Origin of the sequence: Xanthomonas prunicola (assembly GCF_025266575.1) — a bacterium.
Taxonomy (GTDB): Bacteria; Pseudomonadota; Gammaproteobacteria; order Xanthomonadales; family Xanthomonadaceae; genus Xanthomonas; species Xanthomonas prunicola.
Genome location: NZ_CP096142.1, coordinates 4,264,448 through 4,277,459, shown reverse-complemented (window position 1 = coordinate 4,277,459; position 13,012 = coordinate 4,264,448). Strand labels below are relative to the sequence as shown.

Genomic DNA, 13,012 nt, shown 5'->3' with positions numbered 1-13,012 from the left:
CCTCTTTCGACGAGATTTAGCCGCCATGAGCAAGCACCGTTATCTGCAACTGGATGTTTTCGCCGGCCAGGCCGGCAGCGGCAACCCGCTGGGCGTGGTCTTCCAGGCAGAGACGTTGGCGTCCGAGCAGATGCAGCAGATTGCCGCGTGGCTGAACCTGTCGGAGACGGTCTTCTTCCTGCCGGTCAGCGTGCCCGATGCCGATTACCACATCCGCATCTTCACTCCACGCGCCGAGCTGCCGTTTGCCGGACATCCCAGCGTCGGCGCGGCGTGGGCAGCGGTGACCCACGGCGTGACCGCCTACAAACCCGACGGCCAGCTTCGCCAGCAATGCGCGGCCGGCGTGCTGCCGGTAGAGGTGTTCGACCGGCACGGCGCCTTGATTGGTGCGGCTACGCGCGCCGCGCGCACGCGCCATCGACACAGGTGATACATACGCCGACGCATTGCATGCGGCCTGCGCCGAACTGCGCGTGGGTCTACAGCCGGCTGCGCTCTGGAACAACGGCCCGAACTGGTGGTTGCTGGAATTGGCCGACGCGCAGGCGGTACGGCAGGCAACCCCGGACCTTGCCGCCATTGCCCGCCTGACCCAGGCCAGCGCCGCCACCGGGCTGGCGATCTACGCGCCCCTGCACGACGGCCAAGCAGACCTCGTGGTTCGCGCCTTCTGCCCCGGCGATGGCATTCCCGAAGACCCTGTCACTGGCAGCGCCAATGCCTGCATTGCCGCCCGCCTGCATGGCGAAGGCCGCCTGCCCGGGACGCAATCGCGCTATGTCGCCAGTCAGGGCCGCGAGGTCGGCCGCGATGGCCGCGTCCATATCGAGGTGGACGAGCATGGCGAAGTTTGGATCGGCGGAACGACGCTGCAGGTGATCGATGGCCGCATCGATTGGTAAGCTGTCGCGCCCTTCCTGCAGATCGACGCCCATGACCACTCGCCGCTTCCTGCAACTGGATGTGTTTTCCGCCCGCCCCGGCAGCGGCAATCCGTTGGCCGTGGTGCTGGATGCCCAGGGTCTGGACGATGCGGCGATGCAGGCCATCGCGCGCTGGACCAAACTGCCGGAAACCACCTTCGTGTTCCCGTCCGAAAACGCGCACGGCAGCTACCGGCTGCGTATGTTTTCGCCGCAAAAAGAGGTGCCGTTTGCCGGCCATCCCAGTGTGGGCACCGCCCATGCCGTACTTGAAGCTGGCTTGGCTGCACCGGTCGATGGCGTGTTGGTGCAGGATGGCATCGCCGGTCAGTTACCGCTGCGTGTGGAGCAGCGCAACGGTCACCGCAGCATCGCAATCCGCACGCCGCGCGCGCGCGTTGCCGAGCAGGTGCACGCCGACGACACGCGCCTGCGCGATGCGTTGCATGGTTGGCCGTTGGGCACGTTGCCGCCTGCGCTGATGGACGGCGGCCGCACGTGGTGGGTGGTGGAACTGGGCAGCGAAGCCACGCTGCGCGGCATGCAACCGGACTGGGACGCGATCGCTGCATTGGCCGAATCCACCGGCAGCATGGGGGTATTTGCCTATGCCCGCGCCGCCGTACCGGGCGCTTACGATCTGGCGGTGCGCGCCTTCGTCGGCAATGGTCGGCGCTTCGAAGATGCGGCATCGGGCGCGGCCAATGCGGTGCTCGCCGCATGGCTGGACAGCCGTCACGCGTTGCCCGGCACCGATCGCCGCTATGTGGTGAGCCAGGGCCGCGAAATTGGCTTCGACGCCCTGCTGGAACTGCATATCGATGCCGACGGCGACGTATGGTCGGGCGGCCAGGTCCAGACGGTGATTCGCGGCACGCTGGATTGGGCGTAGAGCGGGTAACAAGATTGCCGCGCGGGATTCAAGACAGAGCCACACATTGCCTACCAGTGCTGCTCGATGACCGGTCATGACCGGTGCGCCAATGGTCAGACGCGTGCGGTGCAGCACAGTGCATCGCTTCGATCAAAGCCTCTAGGCGCTACCACAGCGCACCACTGCAGCCGCAATCATTGCCTCAAAAACAAGAACGCTGCGGTTGCCCGCAGCGTTCTTGTTCAACCCGATGCCGCAATCAACTAGCGGTACCAGTGCCTCAGCAATTGATCAGTCAGGGCGCACGTCGACGCGCACCCGGATGCGGTCGCCCGGGTTGTAATCGCTATGCGTGTGATACGTCCGGCCAGCGTATTCGTAGGTCACGTCATAGCCATCCACGCGGTCGCGTTCGCGGCGGTACGACACCGGTTCGCAGACCCTGACGTTTCCCTGGTAAGTCCGGTTGTTGGCTTCATAGATAGAACGGCCCGCTGCGACACCCGCCATGGTGCCCACGGCGGTACCCACCAGACGACCGTTACCGCCGCCGACCTGGCTGCCCAGCACTGCGCCCGCGATACCGCCGATGACACTGGCGACACCGCGATTGGACACACCGGACTGGCCGTAGCCGCCGTCGCGGTAGTAGCCGCCGTTGCTGGTGTAGTAACCGTCGGCAGGACGGTCGTAGCAACGTTCGCTGGTGCGTTCGTTGTACGAATCGGCAACGATGATCGGATCCACGCGCACGACGCGCGCATATTCGTAACGACCATCCTCGTAGCCGCTGCGGCCGTAATTGCTGTAGCCGCTGTCATAGCGCTGTGCCGTGGCGTTACCCGCCACGACCAGACCCATCACCAGAGCACCAAGCACGAGAGTTTTCATTGCGGCAGCTTCATAGGGAGGACACGCTGCCGATGCTCGGCCTGTGCCAGTGAAACCGCCCTGAACCAAACCGGTCTCAAAAAGCCCTATTCAGGTTGCCGCCAGCTGCGCGCGCCGTGCGCGTGTACCGGCGCGTTGCAGCGGTGTCGGCCTCAGCTGGAAAACTCGGTTTCCAGGCTGATCGGCACAGCGCTCAGCGCCTTGGACACCGGGCAATTTTTCTTGGCGGCATCGGCCAACTCACGGAACGTGGCTTCGTCGATGCCCGGCACGACGGCCTTGAGCGTAAGACGGATCTGCGACAACTGCGGGCCGCCTTCCATCGACAAATCCACATCGGCGCGCGTATCCAACGAGGTCGGCGGAAAACCAGCCTCAGTCAACTGCGCAGACAACGCCATGGTGAAACAGCCGGCATGCGCGGCGGCGATGAGCTCTTCCGGATTGGTGCCCTTCTCATCGCCGAAGCGGCTGCTGAAGGCATAACGGGTGTCGTCCATCAAGCCGCTCTGCGGCGTGCTGAGCTTACCCTTGCCAGTCTTGAGGTCGCCTTCCCAGTGAGCGGTGGCGTAACGTGAAATACCCATTGCGATCTCCTGCGCTGAAAGAAGCCGTCACGATAGGTGAGTGGGTGTTAGCCGGTGGTGCTGGAATCGGCAATGGGGAATGAGGAATCGCAAGAGCAGATCGCCAGGTGCATCCGACAGCCTGCGACTACTGGTTCGCACTGACTGAGTTGCGCAACAAACGCGACCGCGCAGCGGACCAAGGTACGCGTTCGGCAAGAAGCTGCTGTCTCTTCGCAATCAACGCTTCATAGATCAAAGGCGACCGCGCGTTGGGTGCGCGGTCGCGTTGCCGCTTTTGGAGCGGCTAACACCCCTAATGCCCAGCCGCTTTTAGCCCAGCAAGGTTTCCAGCACCGCCATGCGCACGGCGACGCCGTTGGCGACCTGCCGCAACACGCAAGATTGCGCGCCATCGGCCACTTCATCGGTGATTTCCACACCGCGGTTGATCGGGCCCGGGTGCAGCACTGCGGCATCGCGGCCGGCGCGCGCAAGACGCTCGCGGGTCAGACCATATTCGGTGTGATATTGCTCCAGGGACGGCACCAGGCCTTCTTCCATGCGCTCGCGCTGCAGGCGCAGCATCATCAGCGCATCGGCGCCCTCGAGCATGGCATCGAAATCCTGGCCGACCACGCAGCCGTCGAGCATGCCGTCATCGGGCAGCAGGCTCGCCGGGCCGCAGACGCGGATTTCGCCGGCGCCCAGCGTGCGCAGGGCATGCAGGTCCGAGCGCGCTACGCGCGAGTGTTTGACGTCGCCGACGATGACGACCTTGAGCTTGGAAAAATCGGTGCCTTTGGCCTGGCGCAGGGTGAGCATGTCGAGCAGGCCCTGGGTGGGATGCGCGCTACGCCCGTCGCCCGCATTGATCAAGGCGGTGCCCTCGCCCGCGGCCGCGGCCAGCGCTTCCACCGCGCCGTCGTCGGGGTGGCGCACCACGAAGCCGCGCACGCCCATCGCTTCGAGATTCTTCAGCGTGTCGCGCGCGGTTTCGCCCTTGCGGGTGGATGAGGTGGAGGCATCGAAATTGAGTACGTCCGCGCCCAGTCGCTGCGCCGCCAGATGGAAGGAACTGCGCGTGCGCGTAGAGGGTTCGAAGAACAGCGTGCACACCGCGGTGCCCGCCAGCACGCTGCGCTTGCCCACGCGCCCCACCGCCGCGTCGCGGATCTGGCCGGCGCGGTCAAGCAATTGCAGGAGCGTGGTACGCGGCAGTCCTTCCAGGGTGAGCAGATGGCGCAGGCGTCCGTCCGAATCGAGTTGCATGGTGGTCATCGCAGGTCGGGAGTGTCAGGGAAGAAGAGTGGCTTGGTCGGGCGCGGCCAACCAGCGTTCGACGATCACCGCAGCGGCCATCGCGTCGAGCGCTTCGGCATCGCGGCGGCGTTTACGCCCATGGGCGCGCTCGCGCGCGAAACGCTGCGCAGCCTCTACCGAGCTGGAGCGCTCATCGATCAGGACGACCGGCAGCGCGTAGCGCTCGCGCAGTTGGCGGGCGAAGGCGTGCGCACGCTTGCGTGCTGGTTGGTCTTTGTCGTCCAGCGTCAGCGGGTCGCCGACCACTAGGCCGCCGGGGCGCCATTCCTTGTGCACACGGTCTAGCGCAACCCAGTCGGGGCCGCTGGCATGCACATGGATGACGGCCACCGCACGCGCGCCGGCACCGAGCGCGGTGCCGACAGCGACGCCGATCCGGCGCGACCCCACATCGAAGCCCAGCACCGCGCCATCGGGGCGGATCGCGCCCGCCTCAGGCATGCCCGGAATAATCCGTGAGCCGGAACAAGTCCACGCCGATACGCCCGGCAGCGGTCTGCCAGCGATCTTCCAGCGCGGTGGCGAACAGCACATTGGCGTCCGACGGCGCGGTGAGCCAGCTGTTTTCGCCCAGTTCGAATTCCAGCTGGCCTGCACCCCAACCGGCACAGCCCAGCGCTACCAGCGTATTGCGCGGGCCGTTGCCGGCCGCCATGGCCTCGAGAATGTCGCGCGAGGTGGTCAGGAACACGCCCTGCCCCACTTCCAGGCTGGAATCCCATTCGCGCGCATCGTCATGGATGACAAAGCCGCGCTCTGGGTGCACCGGCCCGCCGCTGAGCACGATCTGCTCGCGCAACGGCTCATCGTCGGTCTCGATGCCCATCTGCGACAGGACTTCGCCCAAGGTGTATTCGGAGGGCCGGTTGACCAGCACGCCCATGGCGCCGTTCTCGTCGTGCTGACAGATCAGCGCGACGCTGCGCGAAAAGGTGGGATCGGACAGCGCGGGAAGCGCAATCAGCAGTTGGTTGGCCAGAGGCGTAGGCAAAACAGACATGGCCGCATTCTAGCCGTTCGCTCTGCCGCGCGCAGAGTCAATGCCATACTCGGCGTGACACGCCATGGAACGACGATGCCGCCGACATCAGGAACCACATCCCCGCCCCTTGATGCACCACTGCCCCGCAAGACCCGCGCCTTCATCGTGCTGGTCGCGCTGTTACAGGGCGGTCTGCTGTATCTGGCGGCCTTGGGCCAGCAACATGGCGTGTGGCCCTTTACCGAACTGGGCGCGCGAATCTGCTGGTACACGCTGGTCATGACAATTCCCGGCATCGCGCTGCTGAGCGCGCAGGATCTGCGCAATTGGCGACTGTGGCAGCACGTGGCCGCGAGTACGCTGGTGTTCACGGCCTTGGGCAGTTGGGCTGCATGGACGGCCACAGGCGCGCCGGACCTGAATCTGCCCCCGGTTCTTTGGTCGTTCGGTTTTACCGTGGCGGTCGGATGGTTCGTCGCCCTGCCCTGGCTACAGCATCGTCAACTGCGTGGCCATTGGCGCGCAGGCTACCGCGACCTGTTCGAACATGCCTGGCAGAACGCGTTGACCCTGGCGCTGGCGCTGCTGTTCGTCTGCGTGTGCTGGATGGTGCTGGGGCTGTGGGCCAGCCTGTTCGCGCTTGTCAAGATTCAGGTCTTTCGCGATCTGTTCCGCGAACAGGCCTTTATCTACCTGGCGACCGGCGTCATTACCGGGCTAGGCGTCCTGATCGGGCGTACCCAGCATCGTGCGGTGCAGGTGATGCGCCAGATCCTGTTTTCCCTATGTACCGGGCTGCTACCGCTGTTGGCGGGCATTGCGCTGCTGTTTCTGCTGGTGCTGCCGTTCACCGGCCTGCAGGCGCTATGGCAAACCCGCTCGGCAGCAGCGATCCTGATGAGCTGGGTGTTCGGGCTGGTGCTGTTCACCAATGCCGTGTACCAGGATGGCAGCGTGCCGCCCCCGTATCCACGCTGGCTGCGGCGACTGGTCGAAGCCGGCTTGCTCAGTCTTCCGTTGCATGCGGCGCTGGCGGGTCATGCGGTAATCCTGCGCATTGCGCAACATGGCTGGACCGGCCAACGCCTCTGCGCTGCGCTGCTGGCCATGCTGGCGCTGGCGTACGCCATGGCCTACGCGTTCGCGGTGCTGCGGCCACGTGCCGATCGTTGGCTGCCGCATTTGGCCAACGGCAACGTCGTGCTGTCCTGGGTGGTGATCGCCCTGGCGGTGCTGGTCAACAGCCCGCTGCTGGACCCCTATCGGATCACGGTGAACAGCCAGATACACCGCGTGGCCAACGCCGCGTCCGACGCCGCAGACCAGAATCTGGCGTTTTTGCGTTTCGACAACGGTAGGCGCGGATATCAGGCCGTGCAGTCGCTGCGCGAGAACCCCGCCTTTACTGGCAGCACTGCGCGCAAGTTGAAGCTGGAGCAGCTATTGGCACGTACCAGTCGCTGGAGCAGCACTGAACCCGTAGAAGATCACCAGGACAGACAGCTGACCGACCTGACCCAAATCCGCCAGCATGTGACCGTGGCTGCCGGCCAGGCAGCGCCGCCGGAGGACTGGTGGCAGTACCTGGTGAGGTCCCAGATGCTCGCCGGGTCTTGCACGCAGGGCAACAGCAATTGCGTGGTCAGCAGCAACGATCTCGATGGCGACGGCCAGCTCGATGTGCTGCTGTGCAGTCTCGATGGCGAATACGCAGTCGCCTGCGAGCTGCAGACACGCAACCGAGATGGGTGGTATCAGGCCGGCACGGCACAGCTTTACTCCCTCGACGGCGAGGCCATGAGCGAAGTGAGCCAAGCACTGCGCAACGGTCAGATCCAAACGCGGCCCAATCGCTGGCCAGATCTGGCACTACCGGGAGACCGACGTATCCACATCAGACCCAGCGAAGAAGGTCTCCGGCCGGAGACTCGACCATGAGTGGCTATTGCACCACCGCCCCGGGCCATCCGATCCATGGCCACTACCACGATCACGAATACGGCTTTCCACAGCGCGACGAGCGCGAACTGTTCGAGCGACTGGTGCTGGAAATCAACCAGGCTGGACTGAGCTGGGAAACCATCCTGCGCAAGCGCGTCAATTTCCAGCAGGCCTATGACGGCTTCGATGTGGACACCGTCGCAGCGTACGGCGACGCCGACATCGCCAGATTGATGGGCGATGCCGGCATCATCCGCAATCGCCTCAAGGTGCTGGCGGCAATCCACAACGCACAAGTCATCCAGCGCTTGCGCGCCACGTACGGCAGCTTCGCGCAGTGGCTGGACGCTCACCATCCGCTCGACAAACCGGCCTGGATCAAGCTGTTCAAGAAGACCTTCCGTTTCACCGGCGGCGAAATCACCGGCGAGTTCCTGATGAGCCTGGGCTATCTGCCCGGCGCACATCACGCCGACTGCCCGGTGTTTTCGCGCATCCAGGCACTGGCGCCGCCGTGGATGCAGGCGCAACAACCCGCGAAAACGCGTACGCTCCAGCGCGGCTAGACACCTCTTGCACGTCACACGCGAAATGCACGCGACATGGCGATTGGCATCGGTATTTCCGGCTGGCGTTACCGGCGCTGGCGCGGCACGTTTTATCCGGCCGGTCTGGCCCAGCGGCGCGAGCCCGAGTACGCCGCAGGCTGCTTTCCCCGTGTGGAAATCAATGGCTCGTTTTATTCGCTGTGGCGTCCGGAAAGCGTCCAGCGCTGGCATGACAAAACGCCGGACGCGTTCATATTCTCTGTCAAAGGCCGGCGCCTCATCACCCATATGAAGCGCCTGGGTGATTGCGAACAGGCGCTGGCCAGCTTCTTCGCCTGCGTGATGCGCACTGCTACTTCGACAACGACATGCAGGTACATGCGCCGTGCGATGCGCGCGGGTTCATGCAACGGCTGAAGTTGCCTACCGATTACCCGCCGCGAAGGCTCTTAGAACAGCGAACAAAACGACTGCGCCCCCCAGGCGCACGCGGGCGATGCCCGCAGCGGCATGCACCACTCGCATGCTCAGGTTCCTGCGCGGCATCCACGCCCACCTGACGACGACCCGCTACCTGTTGCCAACGGTTCTTGGACGCGCCACGCGAGTGATCGTCGGCAGACGTTACAGGCCCATATAACGATGCGGGCGGTGATTGAACATCAGTACCAGACTCAGCATCAACGCGCCGATGGCCGAATACAGCACCTTGTCCGGCGTCAACACGAAAAAAGCGACCGCCATCAGCATCGCGTCGAAACTCATCTGCACCTTGCCGGCGCTCCAGCCGCGCTCGCGCTGCAGATACACCGCCAGGATGCCGATGCCGCCCAGGCTGCCGCGGTGACGAATGAAGAACAGGATGCCCAGCCCCGCCAGCGCACCGCCAACGATCGCCGAAAACAGCGTCTCGACGTGCGCGTACTCGGCCCAGCGCGGCAGCAGGTCGGTGAGCGCCCCGCAGGCACCCACCGCCACAAAGGTCTTCAAGGTGAATTCCCAGCCCATGCGGCGCACGCTCAGCCAGTAGAACGGCAGATTGACCAGCACGAACACCAGGCCGAAATTCCAGTGCAGCGCGTAGTGCAGCAGGAAGGCCACGCCCGCCATGCCGCCGATCATCAGCCCGCCCTTGGCAAAGATGGCCAGACCAAGCGATGCGACCAGGGTCGCTAACACCATGCCTTGCACATCCTCTGCAACCGAATGATGGAAGGCATCGTCGTCGGCGGCAGTACCAGCCGAATCCGGCGGCGGCGTTAACGGGCCGGATGTCACCACGGCGCCGTCGTCGGGCAACGGCTCTTGCTCCGGACGGAGATCGGAATCGGGAAGGCTCACGGATGGGGAACTGCAGTGGGGTGCGGATATTAGATACTATCGGCTGGCGCGGTTACATCTGAAACCGCAGCGCGCCGATGCGCAGCCCAGCCAGGCTTCAGTCAGCGGCCGCGCTGCGCCGTCTCAGCGACGCAGCCAGCATTTAGCTCGATGGCGGAGTCGATCGCGCCAGTGGGTGGCCGACTCCGCGTTGCACCGGCAGCCCCGGTCCCATAGCACGCAGGATTGGTTCTTTGCCTAGGCGCGCCCAGGCGTGCTTGCCGACGCTCTTATCGAACCTCGGAAATTTCCACACCATCCAGGCCCTGCGCCAAGGTTTTGGCATCGCCGCCTTGCGACAGTTTGATGCGCAGGCGCACCTCGTTCTGCGAGTCGGCGTAACGCAGCGCGTCTTCGTAGCTGATTTCGCCGGCCTGGTAGAGCTCGAACAGGCTTTGATCGAAGGTGCGCATGCCCAGGTTGGTGGACTCCTTCATGATCTCCTTGAGCTTGTGGATCTCGCCGTCGCGGATGTAGTCCTGCACCAGCGGCGTGCCCAACATGATTTCCATCGCCACGCGGCGGCTACGGCCATCCGGCGTCGGAATCAGCTGCTGCGCCACCACGCCCTTGAGATTGAGCGACAGATCCATCAACAGCTGGTTACGACGATCTTCGGGGAAGAAGTTGATGATGCGGTCCATCGCTTGGTTGGCGTTGTTGGCGTGCAGCGTGCACAACACCAAGTGGCCGGTTTCAGCGAAGGCAATCGCGTGGTCCATGCCCTCGCGGGTACGCACCTCGCCGATCATGATCACGTCCGGCGCCTGGCGCAGGGTGTTTTTCAGCGCATTTTCCCAGCTGTCGGTATCGATGCCGACTTCGCGCTGGGTGATGATGCAGCCCTCGTGCTTGTGCACGAATTCGATCGGATCTTCGATGGTGATGATGTGGCCAGTGGAATTCTGGTTGCGGTAACCGATCATCGCTGCCAGCGAGGTCGACTTACCGGTACCGGTGGCGCCAACGAAGATGATGATGCCGCGCTTGGTCATCGCCAGCGTCTTGATCACCGGCGGCAGGCTCAGCTCGTCCACGGTGGGGATGCGCGTTTCGATCCGGCGCAGCACCATGCCCACCTGATTGCGCTGGTAAAAACAGCTCACACGAAAACGTCCGACTCCGGACACGCCGATGGCGAAGTTGCACTCGTGGGTCTTTTCGAATTCCTCGCGCTGCGAGGGCGTCATCACGTTCAACACCAGATCGCGGCTCTGCTGCGCAGTCAGCGGGCTCTGGGTGATCGGGCTGATCTTGCCATTGACCTTGATCGCCGGCGGCATCCCCGAGGTGATGAACAGGTCCGACGCCTTCTGATGCGCCATCAGCTTGAGGAAGGAGGTGAAATCGATGGTGCTCATGGCGTGCTCCTTCGGAGCCGGAAATGGGGAATCGAGAATCGGGAATTGGGGAAGCCGGGCAATGGAATCGCTAACGGGAACGCGCTCTTGCGATTCCCCATTCCCGACTCCCTATTCCCGAATCACTCAAATATCCGCTTGTCCTTGGCGTATTCACGGGCCTGGTTGCGCGTGATCAGGCTGCGCTTGACCAGATCCTGCAGATGCTGGTCCAGCGTCTGCATGCCGTATTGCTGGCCGGTCTGGATCGACGAATACATCTGCGCCACCTTGTCCTCGCGGATCAGGTTGCGGATCGCCGGAGTGCCGACCATGATTTCCCAGGCTGCGGTACGTCCGCCGCCCACTTTCTTGAGCAATGCCTGCGAAATCACCGCGCGCAGGGATTCGGACAACATCGAGCGCACCATCGGCTTTTCGCCGGCCGGGAACACGTCGATGATGCGGTCGATGGTCTTGGCCGCCGAGCTGGTGTGCAGGGTGCCGAACACCAAGTGGCCGGTTTCCGCAGCGGTGAGCGCCAGGCGGATGGTTTCCAGGTCGCGCAACTCGCCGACCAGGATGATGTCCGGGTCTTCGCGCAAGGCCGAGCGCAGCGCTTCGTTGAAGCCGTGCGTATCGCGGTGCACTTCGCGCTGGTTGATCAGGCACTTCTGCGAGGTGTGCACGAATTCGATCGGGTCCTCGACGGTGAGGATGTGGCCGTATTCGTTCTTGTTGATGTAGTCGATCATGCCGGCCAGCGTGGTCGACTTGCCGGAACCGGTCGGGCCGGTCACCAGGATCAGGCCCTGCGGCTGGTCGATCAACTGGCGGAAGATCGGCGGGCAGCCCAGGTCTTCCAGCGTCAGCACTTCGGAGGGAATGGTGCGGAACACCGCACCGGCGCCACGGTTCTGGTTGAACGCATTGACGCGGAAGCGCGCCAGCGAGGGAATCTCGAACGAGAAGTCGACCTCGAGGAATTCTTCGTAATCGCGCCGCTGCTTGTCCGACATGATGTCGTACACCAGCGCATGCACCTGTTTATGGTCCAACGCCGGAATATTGATGCGACGGACATCGCCATCGACACGGATCATCGGCGGCAGCCCTGCAGACAGGTGCAGGTCCGATGCCTTGTTCTTGACAGAAAACGCCAATAGTTCAGCGATATCCATGCGCTGCTTTTCCCCTAGGCTGCGATTGGAAGGTACTCCCCGGCGGGCAGTATAGCGTTCTGGCTGCTGGCGGGAAGCGGCCTGGGCCCGTTTCAGGCCGGCTGCGGCGAGCCTGGCTGAAACGGTTGCTTTGCGCCTGGCACAGGCGTGGCGCTCGACAGGGCGTGCCGGTCTGCGTTGCCGCAGGTCCGCGTCGAATCGGCGGCGCTGGTCGGAATGGGGTTTTCCGCCAGCCGCGCGTCCAGCACGACTTATATGTCAGCGCGGGGCCGGCGCATCAGTGCAGGCGCCCGGCACGCCGCTAACTGGAAGGAAGCGTCGGCGGGCGGCACTATAGCCCTCCCGTCCCTCTCCGGAATGCCACGTGCCAGCCTCGTCGCTGCAGCAGATTCTCGACGCCATCCACGCCGCCGCAGCCGCACATGCACGTACCGACGTGCGGCTGCTGGCGGTGTCCAAGACCAAGCCGGCGGAGGCTGTTGCCGCGCTGGCCGCGCAGGGCCAGCACGCCTTCGGCGAAAACTACGTTCAGGAAGCCGACGCCAAGATCGCCGAATTGCGTGCGCTGGGGCTGGAATGGCATTTGATCGGCCACCTGCAATCCAATAAGGCCGAATTGGCCAGCCAGTGCTTCGATTGGGTGCAGACGGTCGACCGCGCCAAATTGATTCCGCTGCTGGCACGCCACCGCCCGGACGACCGCGCGCCGTTGAATGTGCTGATCCAGGTCAACATCGACGACGAGCACAGCAAGCACGGGTGCGCGCCAGAGGCGATCGACAGCCTGGCCGAGGCGATCGTACTGCAGCCGCGCTTGCAGCTACGCGGGCTCATGGCGATCCCTGCCCCGTTTCCCGATCAGGCACGACGCCAGGCCGCGTTTACGCGTATGCAGGCGCTGTTCGAGCAACTCAAGGCCGGTTACCGGCAGGTGGACACCTTGTCGATGGGCATGAGCTCGGATTTCGCCGACGCGATCGCGGCCGGCGCCACCATGGTGCGCGTGGGCACGGCCTTGTTCGGCGCGCGCGATCAGGCGCCGGCTGCCTCCGCCTGATCG

At 64.2% G+C, this 13,012-nt stretch carries 12 protein-coding genes and 2 pseudogenes; 6 read left to right on the top strand and 8 right to left on the bottom strand.

The genetic code is table 11. The features are described 5' to 3' along the window. The first annotated feature begins 25 nt into the window (after positions 1-25). Together M0D43_RS18295 and M0D43_RS18290 are read left to right on the top strand one after the other, a co-directional pair. A pseudogene (locus M0D43_RS18295) lies at positions 26-905 on the top strand (PhzF family phenazine biosynthesis protein). A gap of 31 nt (positions 906-936) precedes the next feature. Then, positions 937-1,818 carry a PhzF family protein gene (locus M0D43_RS18290; protein ID WP_260807439.1) on the top strand — a complete coding sequence of 294 codons (882 nt, stop codon included), beginning with the start codon at positions 937-939 and terminating at the stop codon, positions 1,816-1,818. Between the two features lie 273 nt (positions 1,819-2,091). Here the strand turns inward: M0D43_RS18290 and M0D43_RS18285 are convergent, their stop codons facing one another. The 5 genes from M0D43_RS18285 to M0D43_RS18265 form a co-directional block, all read right to left on the bottom strand. Next, on the bottom strand, positions 2,092-2,691 hold the full coding sequence (locus M0D43_RS18285) for a glycine zipper 2TM domain-containing protein (protein ID WP_101361611.1): 600 nt from the start codon (positions 2,689-2,691) through the stop codon (positions 2,092-2,094). A 152-nt stretch (positions 2,692-2,843) separates the two neighbouring features. Beyond that, positions 2,844-3,278, bottom strand: coding sequence for an OsmC family protein (locus M0D43_RS18280; protein ID WP_252162493.1), 435 nt, complete (start codon positions 3,276-3,278; stop codon positions 2,844-2,846). A 312-nt stretch (positions 3,279-3,590) separates the two neighbouring features. Next, entirely contained in the window at positions 3,591-4,538 is a 948-nt protein-coding gene (locus M0D43_RS18275; RefSeq protein ID WP_101361613.1) for an aspartate carbamoyltransferase catalytic subunit, read from the bottom strand. A 15-nt stretch (positions 4,539-4,553) separates the two neighbouring features. Further along, positions 4,554-5,021: a Holliday junction resolvase RuvX gene (gene ruvX / locus M0D43_RS18270; RefSeq protein ID WP_260807438.1), complete on the bottom strand. Its 468-nt coding sequence runs from the start codon at positions 5,019-5,021 to the stop codon at positions 4,554-4,556. After that, a complete protein-coding gene (locus M0D43_RS18265) occupies positions 5,014-5,580 on the bottom strand; it encodes a YqgE/AlgH family protein (RefSeq protein ID WP_252162490.1) in 567 nt (188 codons plus the stop codon). The genes ruvX and M0D43_RS18265 overlap by 8 nt, the downstream gene beginning before the upstream one ends. 75 nt (positions 5,581-5,655) lie before the next feature. Here M0D43_RS18265 and M0D43_RS18260 point away from each other — a divergent pair, with 75 nt between their 5' ends. From M0D43_RS18260 to M0D43_RS18250, 3 genes and pseudogenes are all read left to right on the top strand, one after another. Then, complete coding sequence (locus M0D43_RS18260; RefSeq protein ID WP_252162489.1) at positions 5,656-7,500, top strand: DUF4153 domain-containing protein; 1,845 nt, start codon at positions 5,656-5,658, stop codon at positions 7,498-7,500. Further along, positions 7,497-8,069: a DNA-3-methyladenine glycosylase I gene (locus M0D43_RS18255; protein ID WP_260807437.1), complete on the top strand. Its 573-nt coding sequence runs from the start codon at positions 7,497-7,499 to the stop codon at positions 8,067-8,069. The genes M0D43_RS18260 and M0D43_RS18255 overlap by 4 nt, the downstream gene beginning before the upstream one ends. A 7-nt stretch (positions 8,070-8,076) precedes the next feature. Then, positions 8,077-8,387 (top strand): annotated as a pseudogene (locus M0D43_RS18250) (DUF72 domain-containing protein); the annotation flags it as partial. 288 nt (positions 8,388-8,675) lie between these two features. Here M0D43_RS18250 and M0D43_RS18245 read toward each other — a convergent pair. From M0D43_RS18245 to M0D43_RS18235, 3 genes are all read right to left on the bottom strand, one after another. Then, the gene (locus tag M0D43_RS18245; RefSeq protein ID WP_252165121.1) at positions 8,676-9,350 is read right to left on the bottom strand and encodes a YitT family protein; all 675 of its coding nucleotides are present in this window, start codon (positions 9,348-9,350) and stop codon (positions 8,676-8,678) included. Positions 9,351-9,661: 311 nt separating this feature from the next. After that, positions 9,662-10,792, bottom strand: a complete 1,131-nt coding sequence (locus tag M0D43_RS18240; protein ID WP_101361619.1) for a PilT/PilU family type 4a pilus ATPase — start codon at positions 10,790-10,792, stop codon at positions 9,662-9,664. Between the two features lie 122 nt (positions 10,793-10,914). Then, positions 10,915-11,952 carry a type IV pilus twitching motility protein PilT gene (locus M0D43_RS18235; protein WP_003489919.1) on the bottom strand — a complete coding sequence of 346 codons (1,038 nt, stop codon included), beginning with the start codon at positions 11,950-11,952 and terminating at the stop codon, positions 10,915-10,917. 364 nt (positions 11,953-12,316) lie between these two features. Here M0D43_RS18235 and M0D43_RS18230 point away from each other — a divergent pair, with 364 nt between their 5' ends. Beyond that, positions 12,317-13,009 (top strand): YggS family pyridoxal phosphate-dependent enzyme, encoded by a 693-nt coding sequence (locus tag M0D43_RS18230; RefSeq protein ID WP_252162487.1) that lies wholly within the window; start codon positions 12,317-12,319, stop codon positions 13,007-13,009. Positions 13,010-13,012 lie beyond the last annotated feature (3 nt).